Genomic DNA, 12581 nt, shown 5'->3' with positions numbered 1-12581 from the left:
GGTAGCGACACATGAAATTCACCCTTTCCTGGCTGAAAGAACATCTCGAAACCGAGGCAACGCTGGACGAGATCGTCGAGCGGCTGACCTCCATCGGCCTTGAGGTCGAGCATGTGGACGACAAGTCCGCGTTGAAGCCATTCGTCATCGCCAAGGTCCTGACCGCCGCCAAACATCCCGACGCGGACAAGCTGCAGGTGCTGACCGTCGATACCGGCTCCGGCGACCCGGTGCAGGTCGTGTGCGGCGCGCCGAATGCCCGCGCCGGTCTGGTCGGGGCGTTCGCCGCGCCCGGAACCTATGTTCCCGGCATCGACGTGACGCTTGGCGTCGGAAAGATTCGCGGCGTCGAAAGCCGGGGCATGATGTGTTCGGAGCGCGAGTTGCAGCTTTCGGACGAGCATGACGGGATCATCGACCTGCCCGCCGACGCCCCGGTCGGCGCCAGCTTCGCCGCCTATGCCCATCTGGACGACCCGGTTGTCGAGATCAACCTGACGCCGAACCGCCCCGACGCCACCAGCATTCACGGCATCGCCCGCGATCTCGCGGCAAGCGGCCTCGGCACGCTAAAGGACAGGCCGATAGCTTCAATCCGTGGCGAAGGTCCGTGCCCGGTCAAGGTGACGCTCGATTTCGGCGACACGCCCTCGCTTTGCCGGGGTTTCGCGCTGCGTCTGGTGCGCGGCGTCAAGAACGGCCCGTCGGCGAAATGGCTTCAACAGCGGCTGCTCGCCATCGGCCTGCGCCCGATCAACGCGCTGGTGGACATCACGAACTATCTCACCTTCGACAGGGGTCGTCCGCTGCACGTCTTTGACGCAGCCAAGGTCGCGGGCAATCTGAGCGTGCGGCGCGCGACGGACGGCGAGAAGGTGCTGGCGCTCGACCAGCGCGAATATACGCTCAACCCGGAAATGTGCGTAATCGCCGACGGCAAGGGCGTCGAGTCCATCGCGGGTGTCATGGGCGGCGAGCATTCCGGCTCCGATGAAAGCACGACCGACGTGCTGATCGAATCGGCGCTCTGGGAACCGCTCAACATCGCCCGCACGGGGCGGGCGCTCGGCATCATCACCGATGCGCGCTATCGCTTCGAACGTGGCGTCGATCCCGAATTCATGGTGCCGGGCCTCGACCTCGCCACGCAGATGGTGCTCGATTTCTGCGGCGGCACACCGACCGAAACGGAAATCGTCGGCTATGGGGGTTACACGCCGCCGGTCATTTCCTTTCCCGTTTCCGAGGTGAAGCGGCTGACCGGTCTCGACGTGCCGAAGGCCGAAGGTATCGATATCCTCGCCCGCCTCGGCTTCACGCCAAGGGGCGACGGCGAGGTGATCGAGGTTTCGGTGCCGTCATGGCGTCCCGATGTCGAAGGCAAGGCCGATCTGGTCGAGGAAGTCATGCGCATCCACGGTGTGGACGCCATTGCGCCGCAACCGCTTTCAAGCCACGGCGCGGTCAATGCGAAAATCCTCACCACCTTGCAGGTGCGCACGCGCCTTGCCAAGCGCACGCTGGCCGTGCGCGGCATGATGGAAGCGGTCACGTGGTCGTTCATTCCGGCCCGCCATGCTGAGGTTTTCGGCGGCGGCAGGGCCGCGCTGAAACTTTCCAACCCGATTGCCGCCGAGATGTCGGATATGCGCCCCTCGCTGCTGCCGGGCCTCATCGCGGCGGCGCAGCGCAATGCGGATCGCGGATTTGCCGATGTCGCCCTGTTCGAAGTATCGGGCGCCTATGAGGGCGACACGCCGGACACGCAGCGCCGCGTTGCGTCCGGCATCAGGCGCGGCACGGCGAAGCTCGACGGATCGGGCCGCTCATGGTCCGGCAATGCAGGGCCTGTCGGTGTGTTCGACGCCAAGTCGGACGCCATCGCCGTGCTGGAAGCCTGCGGCGCGCCTGTGGACCGGCTCCAGATCGAGGCGGTTGCGCCTGATTGGTATCATCCGGGACGATCCGGGCTCATAAAGCTCGGTCCCAAGGTCGTGCTCGGCCATTTTGGCGAGTTTCATCCATCCACGCTGGAAGTGCTGGATGTCGCCGGTCCGCTGGCAGGTTTTGAAATCTTCCTCGATGCCATTCCCGAACCGAAGGCGAAGGCCACGCGCACGAAGCCGAGGCTTGAACTGTCGCCCTTCCAGGCGGTGAAGCGGGATTTTGCCTTCGTCGTCGAAAAGGCGGTCGAGGCCGGAACGCTGGTGCGGGCAGCGCTTGCCGCGGACAAGAAGCTGATAACCGGCGTTACCGTATTCGATGTGTTCGAGGGCGCAGCGCTTGGGGCGGACAGGAAGTCCATCGCCATCGAGGTCTCGATCCAGCCGACGGACAAGACCTTGACCGACGAGGATTTCGAGGCGCTTGCCTCGCGTATCGTCGAGAACGTGCGCAAGCAGACCGGCGGCACGCTGCGCGCCTAGCGGCAAGATTCGGGAAGACTATGATCTCCGTCTGCGTTTATCGCGGATGGAGGCCGTAGATGCTTGGAAACACAAGGCGCAGCTATGGGCTGGTCGCGATAGTCCTGCATTGGATAATCGCACCCTTGTTTATCGGGCAGCTTGTTCTGGGCTTCCTTATGGTTCGTCTCGACGACCAGCGCCGCGCTTTCGAATTGATACAGCTTCACAAGTCGCTCGGCTTTCTGATCCTTGCGCTGGCCGTGCCGCGCCTGTTGTGGCGACTTGGCGGAATATCGCCGGAGTTGCCGGAGAGCATGTCGCGATACGAGCGCCTCGCAGCAACGCTTTCCCACGCCTCGCTTTATGGCTTGATGATCGGGTTGCCGCTGACAGGCTGGATTCTTGTTTCGGTATCGACGCTCGGGATCGTTACCTTTGCTTTTAATTTTGTCGTCATCCCGAATCTGCCGCTTGTGCCATCGGACGGCGCCGAGGCGTTCTGGTCGTCAACGCACATGGCTCTGGGCTTCATCGCAGCCGCTGTCGTCACCTTGCACCTCTGCGCCGCAGCCTGGCATCAGTTCATACGCAAGGACGGCCTTCTCTCGCGAATTCTTTGCCCGCGCCGGGATGATCGCGGCTGCCCACCGCGTTAGCAGATAGCCGATGAACATTTAAGTCGGGAGGCTTCCATGCGGATCCGTTGTCTGTCTGCAATTGCCCTGCTGTTTGTTGCGTTCAGCCATGGGGCGAATGCCGCGGTCGATCTTGCAGATGCGGGCGGCAGGTATCTCATCGATTCCGGGGCCTCCCATATCGGCTTCACCATAGACCAGATCGCAGGGCGCGGCCTGACAGGCGCGTTTGGCCGCTTTTCGGGAACAATCCGGATCGACACCAGACAAATCGCCCGATCCGAAGTCGACATTCGCGTTGTGCCGGCAAGCGTTGCCACCGGGCAGGGACGGATTGATGACTTCCTTCGCTCCAGCGCCGTCTTCGATGCGGATCACGAAAAGGAAATATCCTTCCATTCGACGTCGGTAAGGCTGCTGGACGCGACATCGGCGGCGGTCGTCGGCCAGATGACCGCGCGCGGCAAGACAGCCACGGAGACCTTCATAGTCCATCTCAGCTCTCAATCGGGAAGCAGGATCACGTTCCAGATCACGGGTAAGGTGTTGCGATCACGATACGGAATGGATGTTGGCACACCAATCTATTCAAATATCGTCGATTTCGACATGCGGCTAAGTGCAGACCGGCAATAGCTGCTGGTCCGAAACGCCCTATTGGCCCGGTTTGTACAGCAGGTAGCGGAATTCAAGGTCGCCGGCCTTGTAGGCCGCGACCCATTGCGACGGCAGACTGACGTGAATCCGGTTGCTCCTGGTGTGGTTGGTATAGCTGCAGATCTCTCCGTGCCCTGCGGTATTTTCGACGAGCGTCCACTCGACGCGGCTGTCGTCGGGAGCCTCGATCGTAAGTGACAGGTTGGCGGATTCGCACATGCCGACATGAAAATCCGCCGAAGCAGGGCCGTCGGGAAAAGGGGCGTGTTCCAGAAAGCCGAACATTGAATCATGCTGCATGAGGCTTGCGCGCGCGTAAGGCCATACGAACCTGCGCAGGAAGTGCTGGTCGGCGAAATGCGCCGAAACGACGGGTTCGCGCAGGAACATATCGACAAGCATGCGCATAGGCGGCAACGCGCCGCCCACGCAACCCCACAGGCCAGCAAGCATCAGTTCGGTATGCGATTGATAGTCTCGCATCTGGTGAAAGCGCCGTCCGCTTTCGACCCAGGCGGAAACCGCATTCGCCTCCCTGGTCGAGATAAGGGAATCCGCGTCGCGGAAGATGACACGATGCAGGCCTGGCGCGTCATAGGCAAGGAGCCGCCACATCGGGCCGGGCCAGCCTTTGGCAAAATCGGGAATCTGTATGACTCGTCCATTCGCCGCCCTGAGGCGTGCGATGACCTTCTGAGGCACTGTTTCGTCGACATAGAAAATGCATGTCCAGTCCGGATAGATCAGTGGTTGCGCCTCGGCGTTATGTACGGCTGTCTCGCAATATTTTGGCAATGCCCCGAACAGCGAGAACGCAATGAGATTGTGCTCGCGCGTCTGCGGCGAAGGCGCGGGCGGCAGGTGCGGGGGATCATGCGGGAATACCGGCGGGCCGGAGGCGGCTTCAAGGCGCATTTCGAGGGCCATCCGGCCCCATTTGCGCACCTCGTCGAATTGGCCGAGGCAGCCATAGGCATGGCTCAGCACATCCAGTGTCGACATCGTCGGTGGCCGGTAGCGAAGCGCGGCCTTGCAATGTTCGACCGCCTCCTGCCAGCGGTTCAGGTGAAGGCAGCAGATGGCCGCGTCATTGTGGCAGCCCGGCAATTGCGGAACGAGCGAAAGCGCGCGTTCACAGCAGGCCAGCGCCTCGTGGTAGCGCTGCCGGGACATGTTCACGCGGAAGTCGCCCGTGATCGCCTCGATCTCGCGCATACGTTCAGGCGCAGGAGGTTCTGGGCGGAAGACACCGGGTTTGTCGGAGGTCGTCATCGATTGCGGAAAACACGGGCCAAACATTAGGGAAACCTAACCTATCGGCCGGACATCGCAAAGCGAATTTGGCCAATCGATCCGTGCCTTGCGCCTTTGGCCGTTTCGGGCAAAGGTCCGCACCTCACAATTGGAGGAGGTGTGGATGTTTCGCTGGGGTGTTCTTTCGACGGCCAAGATTGCGCGCGAGCAATTGATCCCCGCGATTGTCGAAGCCGAGGGGAATGTACTGTCGGCGATTGCCAGCCGCGACATCGCAAAGGCGCGGAAGCTGGCAAAGCATTTTGGCGCGCAACATGCATTTGGCTCCTATGAAGAGCTGCTTGCCTCCGATCAGGTGGACGCCGTGTACATACCGCTGCCGACGGCGCAGCATGTCGACTGGACGGCCAAAGCCATTGAAGCCGGCAAGCATGTACTGGTCGAAAAGCCGCTGGCGCTCGATGCCGGCGAAATCGCGCCGCTGATAAAGCTGCGCAACCGCAGGAAGGTGCTTGTGTGCGAGGCCTTCATGGTGACCTATCATCCGCAATGGCTGAAGGTCCGTGAACTGGTGCAGTCCGGGGCCATCGGAACCCTGAAGTTCGTGCAGGGCGCGTTCACCTACTACAATGTCGATCCGAACAATATGCGCAACCGTCCGGAACTGGGGGGAGGCGGCCTGCCTGACATTGGCGTCTATCCGACCGTGTCCACCCGTTTCGTAACCGGGAAAGAGCCGAAGCGCGTGCAGGCGACCGTCGAGCGGGACAAGAGGTTCAAGACCGACATCTTCTCCTCGGTGCGTGCCGATTTCGGCGAATTTGAACTCTCGTTTTATATCGCGACCCAACTGGCCGGGCGCCAGTCGATGGTTTTTCATGGCGACAAGGGCTTCATCGAAGTCTCCGCGCCGTTCAATGCGGGGCTCTATGACCATCATCGCGTCGAGCTCCACAACCAGCGCCACACGGAAGCGCAGGTGTGGCGCTTTCCCGGCGCGCAGCAATATCGCTACGAAGTCGAGACCTTTGCAAAGGTTGCGCAGGGTGGCGCGGGCGAGGTGTTCACCCTCGAAAACTCCGTGAAGAACCAGAAACTGATCGACGCGATCTACCGGGCCGGCAAAGCGGGCGGCTGGGAAAAGGTGTGAAAACGGGAAAATCTCGGTTCTCACGCCCCGCTTCTGGAAAGCGGCGGGCCGCCTTCCCATTTGTTGAATAAGCGTCCCGTCGGATGCCCTTCGCATTTTCATCCGAATCAGCAAACACTGGGGTCATGTTGGGCTTTTTCAGGCGCACGCCGCAGTCGGTCCTGCCGATAGAGCGGGAGCATGAGGTTGCGGGCCGCACACTGCCGCTCAGGATCGTGCAGAACGACCGGGCGAGACGGCTGACGCTGCGCATCGACGCGGGCGGGCGGGGCCTGCGCATCACGGTTCCGCCGGGCGTGCCGAGCAATGAAGTGGAGCGTTTCCTGTTTCGCCATCAGGGCTGGCTTGAGCAGCGGCTGGCGAAGGTTCCGGATCGACCGCAGGTCCGCCCCGGCATCAGGATACCCTTGCGGGGCGTGCCGCACCTCATCGTGCACGAACCGGCGGCGCGCGGCACGGTCAGCATCGACCAGGACGAGCGCGGCCCCTTGCTCGTCGTGCATGGCGACCGGCGTCACCTGCCGCGCCGCATCGCCGATTTCCTCAAGCGCGAGGCCAGGCGCGAGATCGAGGCGCTGGTGGCGAAGCACACCGCCGCGCTTGGCAAGCGGGCGAAATCGATACGCTTCAAGGACACGTCGAGCCGCTGGGGGTCCTGTTCGTCGGAGGGCAACCTGTCCTTCTCATGGCGCATCATGATGGCCCCGCCCGCCGTCATCAACTATCTGGTCGCGCACGAGGTCGCGCATCTGAAGGAGATGAACCACGCGCCGCGTTTCTGGAAACTGTGCACGCAATTGTGCCCCGATACGGAGCGCTGCAAGGCATGGCTGAAGCGCAACGGCTCCGCGCTTCAGGCGATCGCCTTCGACTGACGCGCTCGACTTTCGCCGCGCCACGTCCTATCTGGCGTTCATGGACATCAAGATCTGCGGATTGAAGACGGAGGAGATCGTAGCGGCTGCGCTCGATGGCGGCGCCAGCCACGTCGGCTTCATCTTCTTTCCCAAGAGCCCGCGCTATGTCGATCCGGCAGAGGCGGGGCGCTTACGCAAGGCCGCGCGCGGCAGGGCGCTGGCTGTCGCGGTCACCGTCGATGCGGACGATGCGACGCTCGACGCAATCGTCTCGGCCATGCAGCCAGACCTGCTACAGCTTCACGGCAAGGAAACGCCGCAGCGCTTGGCGGAGCTCAAGCAGCGCTACGGCCTTCCCGCGATGAAGGCGCTCGCTGTCAGTACCGCCGCCGATCTTGAAAGGTTGACGCCGTTCTACGGCATTGCCGACCGCTTCCTGCTCGACGCGAAGCCGCCTGCCGGCTCGCAATTGCCGGGCGGCAACGGGGTCGCATTCGACTGGCGGTTGCTCGCCGGCCTGCCGCGAGACACGGACTATTTGCTGTCGGGCGGCATAAACGCGGCCAATGTCGCCGATGCGCTGCGGATGGCGACGCCACGCGGCCTCGACATATCTTCGGGCGTTGAAACTGCACCGGGAAAAAAGGATCCGGCGTTGATCTCCGCTTTTTTCCGCGCCGTGCGGCAGGCGCAGTCGCAAAGCGCTGCGTGAATCGCACAGAAGCGTTTACATTCCATGCCGGAAAAGGATAAGCGGTAAGCCGAAATCCGGTCGCCGGCCAAGGAAACGCCCAAGAATGAACAAGCCTGTCCAGCCAAATTCATTCCGCACAGGTCCAGACGAACAGGGCATGTTCGGCATTTTCGGTGGCCGCTTCGTCGCCGAAACGCTGATGCCGCTGATCCTCGAGCTTGAGCGGCACTGGAACGAGGCCAAGGACGATCCGCAGTTCAAGGCCGAGCTGACCGCATTGTCGACGCACTACGCCGGGCGGCCTTCAAAGCTCTACTTCGCCGAAGGGCTGACGCGGCATCTCGGCGGGGCGAAGGTCTATTTCAAGCGCGAGGACCTGAACCACACCGGTTCGCACAAGATCAACAATTGCCTTGGGCAGATCCTGCTGGCGAAGCGCATGGGCAAGACGCGCATCATCGCCGAGACGGGCGCGGGACAGCATGGCGTGGCATCGGCCACGGTCTCCGCACGGTTCGGCTTTCCCTGCGTGGTCTATATGGGCGCGACCGATGTGGAGAGGCAGAAGCCGAACGTGTTCCGCATGAAGCTGCTCGGCGCGGAGGTCAAGCCCGTTTCCGCCGGTCACGGAACGCTCAAGGACGCGATGAACGAGGCGTTGCGCGACTGGGTAACGAATGTCGAGGACACCTATTACCTGATCGGCACCGCCGCAGGGCCGCATCCCTATCCCGAACTGGTGCGCGAGCTTCAGTCCGTGATCGGCGTGGAAGCACGCGCGCAGATGCTTGAGCAAGAAGGCCGCTTGCCCGACGCGATCATCGCGGCGGTGGGCGGAGGCTCTAACGCAATCGGCCTTTTCCATCCCTTCCTCGACGACAAGGACGTGCGCATCATCGGCGTCGAGGCCGGCGGGCACGGGCTGGACGGCATCGAACATTGCGCGTCGATGAATGCGGGGCGCCCCGGCGTCCTGCACGGAAACCGGACCTATCTCCTGCAAAACGAGGACGGCCAGATTCTCGACGGCCATTCCATTTCCGCCGGTCTCGACTATCCGGGCGTCGGGCCGGAACATTCCTGGCTGCGCGACAGCGGGCGGGTGGAATATGTGCCGATCCTCGACGATGAGGCGCTGGAGGCCTTCAAGCTGACCACGAAAGTGGAAGGCATCATTCCCGCGCTCGAATCCGCGCATGCCATCGCGCAGGCCGTGAAGCTTGCGCCGACGATGGGCAAGGACCGGATCATCATCGTCAACCTGTCAGGCCGCGGCGACAAGGACGTGCACACCGTGGCTTCGATGATGGGGATGGAGATCTGACATGACCGACACCCGCATCGACCGCCGAATGGCAAAGCTAAAGGCCGAGGGGCGCCCCGCGCTTGTCACCTATTTCATGGGCGGCGATCCCGATTTCGCAACATCGCTCAAGATCATGAAGGCGCTGCCGAAGGCGGGCGCAGATGTCATCGAACTGGGCATGCCGTTTTCGGATCCGATGGCCGACGGTCCTGCCATCCAGGCGGCGGGCCTGCGTGCACTGAAAGGCGGGCAGACGCTAGCGAAAACGCTCGACATGGCGCGCCAGTTTCGCAGCGGCGACGACGAGACGCCGATCGTGATGATGGGATATTACAATCCGATCTACATTTATGGCGTGGACCGCTTCCTCGTGGACGCGAAAAAGGCCGGGATCGACGGGTTGATTATCGTGGACCTGCCGCCCGAAATGGATGTGGAACTGTGCATCCCCGCCCTCAAGGCCGGCATCAATTTCATCCGGCTGGCGACGCCGACCACCGACGACAAGCGTCTGCCCAAGGTTTTGGAGAACACGTCGGGCTTCGTCTACTATGTCTCCATGACCGGCATAACCGGCTCGGCGTTGGCCGACACGACAAAGGTTGCAACCGCCGTGAAGCGCATCAAGGCGCATACCGACCTGCCCGTCTGCGTCGGGTTCGGCGTCAAGACCGCCGAGCAGGCCCGCACCATCGGCGCCTCTGCGGATGGGGTGGTGGTGGGCACGGCCATCGTCAACGCCATTGCGAGCGTGCTCGGGCCGAACGGCCAGCAGACCGCCGATCCAGCCGAAGCCGTCGCTACGCTCGTCAACGGCCTTTCGCAGGGTGTGCGTTCCGCGCGTCTTGAGACCGCATAGAGCGCGCATTATTTTTTCACGACGACCCAAGGGATCGCGCGATGAACTGGATCACCAACTACGTCCGCCCGAAGATCAACTCGATGCTGGGCCGGCGCGACATGCCGGAAAATCTCTGGATCAAGGATCCCGAGACCGGCGAGATGGTGTTCCACAAGGATCTGGAAAGCAATCAGTGGGTCATTCCCTCGTCCGGGCACCACATGAAGATCGCCGCGAAGGAACGTCTGCGGTTTTTCTTCGACGAGGGCAGGTATGACGTTATCGAAAACCCCAAGGCGGCGCTCGATCCGCTGAAATTCCGGGATGAGAAACGGTACACGGACCGCCTCAAGGAGGCCAAGGCGAAGACTGGGCTGGAAGATGCGATCCTGTCGGGCCTGGGCACCATTGAGGGCCTCCCGATCGTCGCCACCGTGCAGGATTTTTCCTTCATGGGCGGATCGCTCGGAATGGCGGCGGGCGAAGCCATCATCCGGGCCTTCGAGACGGCGCTCGAAAACAGGCGTCCGCTCGTCCTGTTTGCCGCATCGGGCGGCGCGCGCATGCAGGAAGGCATCCTCTCGCTGATGCAGCTTCCGCGCACCACCGTCGCAGTTGACCGGCTCAAGGAAGCAGGCCTGCCCTACATCGTCGTGCTGACCAACCCGACCACCGGTGGCGTCACCGCATCCTATGCCATGCTCGGCGACGTTCACATTGCCGAACCCGGCGCATTGATCGGCTTTGCCGGGCCGCGTGTCATCGAGCAGACCATTCGCGAAAAGCTGCCGGAAGGCTTCCAGCGCGCGGAATATTTGATGGAGCACGGCATGGTCGACATGGTCGTCTCGCGCCTCGAATTGAAGGCGACCATTGCGCGCCTGCTCAAGATTCTGATGAAGGCGTCAGAGCCTGCCGCAATCGAGCCTGAAATACTGCCGCCCGCCAGGGTAAAGGCTGAGAAAAGACCAGGCGCCTGAAAGCAGGCGCTTCCGCAAGGCTTGTTGAATTGACCAAGGAAAAGGCCGCAGACCGCGAGATCGAGCGCCTTATGGCGCTGCACCCGAAGGGCTTCGACCTTTCGCTGGAGCGTGTCTCGCGGCTTCTCGATAAACTGGGCACTCCCCAGGACCGCCTGCCACCGGTCATCCACATTGCGGGAACCAACGGCAAGGGTTCAGCGGCCGCCTTCGCGCGCGCGCTGATGGAGGAAGCGGGCTACAGCGTCCACGTGCACACATCGCCGCATCTGGTGAACTGGCACGAGCGCTACCGGCTGGGCGCGCCGGGCGGCGGCAGGCTGGTCGCCGACGATGTGCTGGCGGAAACCATCGCGCGGATCGCGAAGGTCAATGACGGCCAGACGATTACCGTTTTCGAGATCCTGACGGCGGCGACGTTTTTGCTGTTCTCCGAATATCCCGCCGACGCGGCCATCATCGAAGTCGGGCTTGGCGGGCGCTTCGACGCCACGAACGTCATCCGCAATCCTGCCGTTTCGCTCATCATGCCGATCTCGATGGACCATGAAGCCTATCTCGGAGACCGGGTCGAGCTGATCGCAGCCGAAAAGGCCGGAATCATAAAGCCGGGATGCCCGGTAGTGATCGGCCAGCAGGATCATGACGAGGCGGAAGCTGTGCTGGTCGACCGGGCCGTGCGGCTGGGTTGCCCCTTGCTCGTCTACGGTCAGGATTTCTTCGCCTTTGAGGAAAACCGCCGCATGGTCTATCAGGACGAGACCGGGCTGATGGACCTTTCTCGCCCGCGCCTGCTTGGCCGCCATCAGTTCGCCAACGCGGCAGCGGCCATCACGGCGGTACGGACCGCCGGGTTCGAGTTCGACGCCGACGATGCGGACCGGGCGATGACGAATGTCGAGTGGCCAGGACGCATGCAGCGCCTCACCACCGGGCGGCTGGCGGAACTTGTCCCTCCCGGCGCGGAATTGTGGGTGGATGGCGGTCATAATCCCGGCGCGGGTGTGGTCGTCGCCGAAGCGCTCGCGGAACTGGAGGAAAAACAGCCGCGCCCACTGTTCCTCATTTCGGGAATGATCAACACGAAGGACCAGACCGGCTATTTTCTACCGTTTCACGGCATGGCGCGCCATGTCTATACGGTGCCGGTCAGCATGAGCGACTCCAGTGTTCCTAACTCTGAGCTTGCGGTCTATGCGCAGGCGGCAGGGCTTTCGGCGGAGCCTGTCAGCTCGGTCGCAAATGCGCTGATGCTGCTGCGTGACACATGGAGTGCTGCCGAAACGCCGCCGCGCATCCTGATCTGCGGGTCGCTCTATCTCGCCGGGCAGGTGCTGGCCGAAAACGGCACGCCGCCCACCTGAAACGAAAAAGCCCGGCAATGCCGGGCCTTTCCGTCAGCGATAGATGCTTCAGGCGACCGCGCCGTTGATCCAGTGCGAAAGCGCCGTCTTGGGGAGCGCGCCGACCTTGATGTCGGCCACTTCGCCGCCCTTGAAGATCATCAGCGTGGGAATTGAACGCACGCCGAACTGCGCGGCGAGTTCCGGGTTTTCGTCGATGTTCAGCTTGGCGATCTTGGCCTTGCCGCCGAGTTCGCTCGAAATCTCTTCCAGCGACGGGCCGATCATCTTGCAGGGACCGCACCACTCCGCCCAGAAATCGACAACGACGGGCTCCTTGGCGTCGAGCACATCGGCCTTGAAGTTGTTCTTGTCTACCTTGACAGTGGCCATGCTGAATTCCTCTCGAAATCGAAGTTGCAACCAAATGTGGTGGTTCGGCGCCCGCCTTTCAAG

Annotated in this window: 12 protein-coding genes; 10 read left to right on the top strand and 2 right to left on the bottom strand. The window is 62.4% G+C overall.

The genetic code is table 11. The features are described 5' to 3' along the window. Positions 1 to 11 precede the first annotated feature (11 nt). From pheT to M9924_05310, 3 genes are read left to right on the top strand one after another with little or no spacing between them, the layout of a single operon-like run. The gene (gene pheT, locus M9924_05320) at positions 12 to 2426 is read left to right on the top strand and encodes a phenylalanine--tRNA ligase subunit beta (GenBank protein ID MCO5063821.1); all 2415 of its coding nucleotides are present in this window, start codon (positions 12 to 14) and stop codon (positions 2424 to 2426) included. A 59-nt stretch (positions 2427 to 2485) separates the two neighbouring features. Then, complete coding sequence (locus tag M9924_05315; protein MCO5063820.1) at positions 2486 to 3064, top strand: cytochrome b; 579 nt, start codon at positions 2486 to 2488, stop codon at positions 3062 to 3064. 36 nt (positions 3065 to 3100) lie between these two features. Beyond that, positions 3101 to 3679: a YceI family protein gene (locus M9924_05310; GenBank protein MCO5063819.1), complete on the top strand. Its 579-nt coding sequence runs from the start codon at positions 3101 to 3103 to the stop codon at positions 3677 to 3679. Positions 3680 to 3697: 18 nt separating this feature from the next. On the opposite strand, the gene M9924_05305 is transcribed toward M9924_05310, so the two are convergent. Beyond that, complete coding sequence (locus tag M9924_05305; protein MCO5063818.1) at positions 3698 to 4915, bottom strand: tetratricopeptide repeat protein; 1218 nt, start codon at positions 4913 to 4915, stop codon at positions 3698 to 3700. Positions 4916 to 5117: 202 nt separating this feature from the next. On the opposite strand from M9924_05305, the gene M9924_05300 reads away from it, so the two are divergent. From M9924_05300 to M9924_05270, 7 genes are all read left to right on the top strand, one after another. Beyond that, the gene (locus M9924_05300; protein MCO5063817.1) at positions 5118 to 6104 is read left to right on the top strand and encodes a Gfo/Idh/MocA family oxidoreductase; all 987 of its coding nucleotides are present in this window, start codon (positions 5118 to 5120) and stop codon (positions 6102 to 6104) included. A 125-nt stretch (positions 6105 to 6229) separates the two neighbouring features. Next, the gene (locus M9924_05295) at positions 6230 to 6979 is read left to right on the top strand and encodes a M48 family metallopeptidase (protein ID MCO5063816.1); all 750 of its coding nucleotides are present in this window, start codon (positions 6230 to 6232) and stop codon (positions 6977 to 6979) included. Positions 6980 to 7019: 40 nt separating this feature from the next. Then, positions 7020 to 7673 carry a phosphoribosylanthranilate isomerase gene (locus tag M9924_05290; protein MCO5063815.1) on the top strand — a complete coding sequence of 218 codons (654 nt, stop codon included), beginning with the start codon at positions 7020 to 7022 and terminating at the stop codon, positions 7671 to 7673. Between the two features lie 85 nt (positions 7674 to 7758). After that, positions 7759 to 8979, top strand: coding sequence for a tryptophan synthase subunit beta (gene trpB, locus M9924_05285; GenBank protein MCO5063814.1), 1221 nt, complete (start codon positions 7759 to 7761; stop codon positions 8977 to 8979). Position 8980: 1 nt separating this feature from the next. Continuing rightward, a complete protein-coding gene (gene trpA, locus M9924_05280) occupies positions 8981 to 9820 on the top strand; it encodes a tryptophan synthase subunit alpha (GenBank protein MCO5063813.1) in 840 nt (279 codons plus the stop codon). A gap of 41 nt (positions 9821 to 9861) precedes the next feature. After that, positions 9862 to 10782: an acetyl-CoA carboxylase, carboxyltransferase subunit beta gene (gene accD / locus M9924_05275; protein ID MCO5063812.1), complete on the top strand. Its 921-nt coding sequence runs from the start codon at positions 9862 to 9864 to the stop codon at positions 10780 to 10782. A gap of 71 nt (positions 10783 to 10853) precedes the next feature. Continuing rightward, positions 10854 to 12146, top strand: coding sequence for a bifunctional folylpolyglutamate synthase/dihydrofolate synthase (locus M9924_05270; protein MCO5063811.1), 1293 nt, complete (start codon positions 10854 to 10856; stop codon positions 12144 to 12146). A gap of 48 nt (positions 12147 to 12194) precedes the next feature. On the opposite strand, the gene trxA is transcribed toward M9924_05270, so the two are convergent. Continuing rightward, positions 12195 to 12518 (bottom strand): thioredoxin, encoded by a 324-nt coding sequence (gene trxA / locus M9924_05265; GenBank protein MCO5063810.1) that lies wholly within the window; start codon positions 12516 to 12518, stop codon positions 12195 to 12197. Between the last annotated feature and the right edge of the window lie 63 nt (positions 12519 to 12581).

The organism is Rhizobiaceae bacterium (assembly GCA_023953835.1).
In the GTDB taxonomy this organism is placed as follows: Bacteria; Pseudomonadota; Alphaproteobacteria; order Rhizobiales; family Rhizobiaceae; genus Mesorhizobium_G.
Note: the sequence above shows the minus strand (reverse complement) of the source record. Positions and strands in the feature narration are given on the sequence as shown.

Coding starts and splice junctions, on each gene's coding strand:
- pheT (MCO5063821.1), top strand. CDS start 12: ATGAAATTCACCCTTTCCTGGCTGAAAGAACATCTCGAAACCGAGGCA.
- M9924_05315 (MCO5063820.1), top strand. CDS start 2,486: ATGCTTGGAAACACAAGGCGCAGCTATGGGCTGGTCGCGATAGTCCTG.
- M9924_05310 (MCO5063819.1), top strand. CDS start 3,101: ATGCGGATCCGTTGTCTGTCTGCAATTGCCCTGCTGTTTGTTGCGTTC.
- M9924_05305 (MCO5063818.1), bottom strand. CDS start 4,915: ATGCGCGAGATCGAGGCGATCACGGGCGACTTCCGCGTGAACATGTCC.
- M9924_05300 (MCO5063817.1), top strand. CDS start 5,118: ATGTTTCGCTGGGGTGTTCTTTCGACGGCCAAGATTGCGCGCGAGCAA.
- M9924_05295 (MCO5063816.1), top strand. CDS start 6,230: ATGTTGGGCTTTTTCAGGCGCACGCCGCAGTCGGTCCTGCCGATAGAG.
- M9924_05290 (MCO5063815.1), top strand. CDS start 7,020: ATGGACATCAAGATCTGCGGATTGAAGACGGAGGAGATCGTAGCGGCT.
- trpB (MCO5063814.1), top strand. CDS start 7,759: ATGAACAAGCCTGTCCAGCCAAATTCATTCCGCACAGGTCCAGACGAA.
- trpA (MCO5063813.1), top strand. CDS start 8,981: ATGACCGACACCCGCATCGACCGCCGAATGGCAAAGCTAAAGGCCGAG.
- accD (MCO5063812.1), top strand. CDS start 9,862: ATGAACTGGATCACCAACTACGTCCGCCCGAAGATCAACTCGATGCTG.
- M9924_05270 (MCO5063811.1), top strand. CDS start 10,854: ATGGCGCTGCACCCGAAGGGCTTCGACCTTTCGCTGGAGCGTGTCTCG.
- trxA (MCO5063810.1), bottom strand. CDS start 12,518: ATGGCCACTGTCAAGGTAGACAAGAACAACTTCAAGGCCGATGTGCTC.